Annotated in this window: 2 protein-coding genes; both read left to right on the top strand. The window is 64.3% G+C overall.

Translation table 11 applies throughout. The features are described from left to right. Positions 1 to 922, top strand: a 922-nt coding sequence (locus VEZ38_RS14950; RefSeq protein WP_324894768.1) for a CdaR family protein, incomplete at its 5' end; no start/stop codon positions are given. Between the two features lie 202 nt (positions 923 to 1124). Then, positions 1125 to 2483 carry a phosphoglucosamine mutase gene (gene glmM, locus VEZ38_RS14945; RefSeq protein ID WP_324894766.1) on the top strand — a complete coding sequence of 453 codons (1359 nt, stop codon included), beginning with the start codon at positions 1125 to 1127 and terminating at the stop codon, positions 2481 to 2483. Positions 2484 to 3489 lie beyond the last annotated feature (1006 nt).

Raw genomic sequence — 3489 nt, 5'->3', positions numbered from 1 at the left:
CTTCACCGCCGGGGAGCCGGTGGCGCAGCCGAACCGCGTGAACGTGACGGTGTCGAGCTCGCTCGCGGATCAGGTCGCGAGCGTCGTCGGGTTGATCGACATCGACGGGGCGACGGAATCGGTGAAGCAGCAGGTGAAGCTCGTGGCGCTCGACCAAGAGGGGACAGAGCTCGACGTGGCGGTCACACCGGCCGTCGTGGACGTCGAGGTGCCGGTGACGAGCCCGTTCAAGACGGTGCCGCTGCAGGTGACGCTCGAGGGCGAGACGCCGCCGGGCTTCGCCGTCGGCGCCTTCGAGCAGAGCGCTTCGGAGGTGACGGTGTTCGCGCCGCAGGCGTTTCTGAATTCGCTGGAGTTCTACGATGGGCTGCGGATCGATCTAGGGGCGTTGTCGGCGACGCGCACCTTCGAATTCGACGTGCCGCTGAAGGACGGCGTCGAACGGGTCGACCCGGGGAAGGTCACCGCGCGGGTTACGATCGTGCCGGCGGTGAACGCGACGCTGACGGGCATTCCGTTGACGTTGAACGGGAAGCAAGAGGATTACGAGTACCGCGTCGTCGCGCCGGAGCTCGGGGCGGTCGACGTGACGGTGGAGGCGGCGCAGGACGTAATCGACAACCTCGCCGCGGAGGACGTCCGCGCGATCGTCGACGTCAGCAACTTGCCGCCGGGCGTGCATGAGCTGCCCGTCGAGTACACGCTTCCGTCGTTCGTGGAGCCGTCGCAGACGAGCGTCGGTACGGTGACGGTGGAGGTGACGGCGGTCAGCGAGGAGACGACCGCCGATCCGGCGGCGCCGGACGGCGAAGGGCCGGCGGCCGGGACGGGCAACGGAACGGGGACCGAGGACGGCGGGAAAGCGGGAGCCGACGAGGATGCGGCCGCGAACGCCGGGAACGGCGACGACGGCGAGGCGTAAGAGGCGTGGGACGGACGAATGCACGCGGTGTCTGCCCGAGACGGGCACGCTTCGCGGGGATCCGCGCGGCTCCCGGCGACGCTAAGTGTCACCTTCCCGGAGCGAGTTGCGTTTAATGGGAAGTAGTGGGCGAATGTTATGGGAAATCAGGGAGAGCGGAACATACCGGAACGATTAGACGAGAAGGAGTCGAAAGAGAGATATGGGGAAATATTTCGGGACGGACGGCGTTCGCGGCGTCGCTAACGAGGAGCTGACGCCGGAACTGGCGTTCCGCATCGGTCGATGCGGCGGGTATGTATTGACGAGAGGCGCGGCGAACGGCAAGCGCCCGACGGTCGTCATCGGACGGGATACGCGGGTATCGGGGCCGATGTTGGAGGCGTCGCTCGTCGCGGGGCTGCTGTCGATCGGGGCGGACGTCGTACGCATCGGCGTCGTGTCTACGCCGGCGGTAGCGTACTTAACTCGCAAGCTCGGGGCCGATGCCGGCGTCATGATTTCGGCGTCGCATAACCCGGTGCAGGATAACGGCATCAAGTTCTTCGGCGGCGACGGCTTCAAGCTGAGCGACGAGACGGAGCTCGAAATCGAGCGTCTCATGGATGCGGCGGTCGACGAGCTGCCCCGCCCGGTCGGCGGCGATATGGGCACCGTGCGCGACGACGCGGAGGCGAAGTGGCTGTACGCGGATTATTTGCGTTCGGTGACGCCGGTTCGGTTCGACGGCAAGAAGGTCGTGCTCGACTGCGCGCACGGCTCGGCGTTCGAGCTCGCGCCGCGCATCTTCCGGGAGCTGGGCGCCGAAGTGATCGCGATCGGCGCGGAGCCGAACGGGCTGAACATCAACGCGGGCGTCGGCTCCACGCATACGGAGGCGGTTCGCGAGGCGACGCTGCGGCACGGCGCGTTCCTCGGCTTGTCGTTCGACGGCGACGCGGACCGCTTGATCGCCGTGGACGAGAACGGCGAAGAGGTCGACGGCGACTATATCCTGCTCATCTGCGGCGACGCGCTGCGGAAGGCGGGGCGTCTCGCAGGCGACACGATCGTTACGACGGTCATGGCGAACCTGGGCTTCTTCAAGGCGGCGCGCGAGCTCGACCTGAAGACGGCGCAGACGGCGGTCGGCGACCGGTACGTCATGGAGGAGATGCGCCGCGGCGGCTTCAATCTCGGCGGCGAGCAGTCCGGCCACGTCATCTTCCTCGACTACAACACGACGGGCGACGGCATTCTGACGGCGCTGCAGCTCGCTGCGACGGTCGTCGCGTCGGGGCAGCCGCTCAGCAGCCTGAAGACGATGATGCAGAAGTTCCCGCAGGTGCTCGTGAACGTGCGCGTCGCCGACAAGAGCGGCCTGAAGGACAACGCCGCTATCGCGGCGTCGATCCGCGAAGCGGAGGCGGCGCTCGGCGAGAACGGCCGCGTGCTCGTGCGCCCGTCCGGGACGGAGTCGCTCGTGCGCGTGATGGCCGAAGGGCCGGAGGCGGCCGTCATCGAGGCGCATGTGGCGCGCATCGCGGACGTCGTCCGCGAGCAGCTCGGCGCGGCGCAATAAGGGGACGCAGCGACAGGAAAAACGGCTTCGCGCGGGGCGCGGGGCCGTGTTTTCATTTTCTCCATGAAAATCCATTGAAACTTGCAGTTGCCATGGGCGCTCATTATGCATAAGATAGGAATATAACTTTGAGGGAGAAAGCGAGGGCAGCGTAAATAGGGCATTATAAGCGCCAGAGCTTGCAGGCGGGATCGGCGGAGCGGGACGCGCGTTCGGAGACGGACGGCGGCGCCTGGCTCGCGGACGGAGCGGCTAACGGAAAGCGGCTTTAGACGAGAAGCGGATCCGCGCGGCAAGCTGACGAGGTGGAGGCGTTCGAGGAATATACGTTCGGCGGGGACCTCCCGGCAGCGCCGCTAGGCCGAGAATGGGCATGCAAAACGAGAAGGCGACTTCTCCGACAAACATCCCATACGGCGGCAATCATTCATTACACGGCGAATCGAGTTTCGGCAACGGTATGTTTGCAACGGAGATGCAAAAGTACATCTACCGAAGCCACATATTGGCCGGAACCGCGCGCCTACTTTAAAACTGCACTTCTTCGAGGGCAGATCAAGGATGTCGAAGGGATGGAATGCATTTATAGACCCCAGCGGTCGAAATGCAGTGTTCCCTTGGCCTACCTTTCCCCCTGCGTGCGTAGCGGTAGCAGAGTTGTGGCTGTTTTTTCTTAGGCGGACGCGGTCCGTTTCTTTAGAGCTGTTCGGTTTGGGGATGGCGGCATTTTCGAAAATTAGGGTTTGACATAAATTGGTAAGGTTTCGGGGTTGCCCGAGGCCCTAGTTTCGTACGCCCCTCTCCTCCCAATCACTTACAAATTCGGAGGGATCTTTCTATATGTGTGGAATCGTAGGATATATCGGTCATCGGGATTCGCAAAACATCTTGGTCGAGGGCCTCAAGAAGCTTGAATATCGCGGGTACGACTCCGCGGGCATCGCGGTGTACAGCGACGAAGGCCTCGTCGTTCGGAAGGCCAAAGGGCGCCTCGCGGTGCTGGAAG

The sequence above is a fragment of the Paenibacillus sp. genome, assembly GCF_035645235.1.
Lineage (GTDB): Bacteria > Bacillota > Bacilli > Paenibacillales > YIM-B00363 > Paenibacillus_AE.
The sequence above is the reverse complement of the archived record's forward strand: the minus strand, read 5'-3'. Positions and strand labels throughout refer to the sequence as shown.

What these genes read in the sequence shown, in the direction of transcription:
- glmM (WP_324894766.1), top strand. Translation starts at nt 1,125, where the DNA reads ATGGGGAAATATTTCGGGACGGACGGCGTTCGCGGCGTCGCTAACGAG.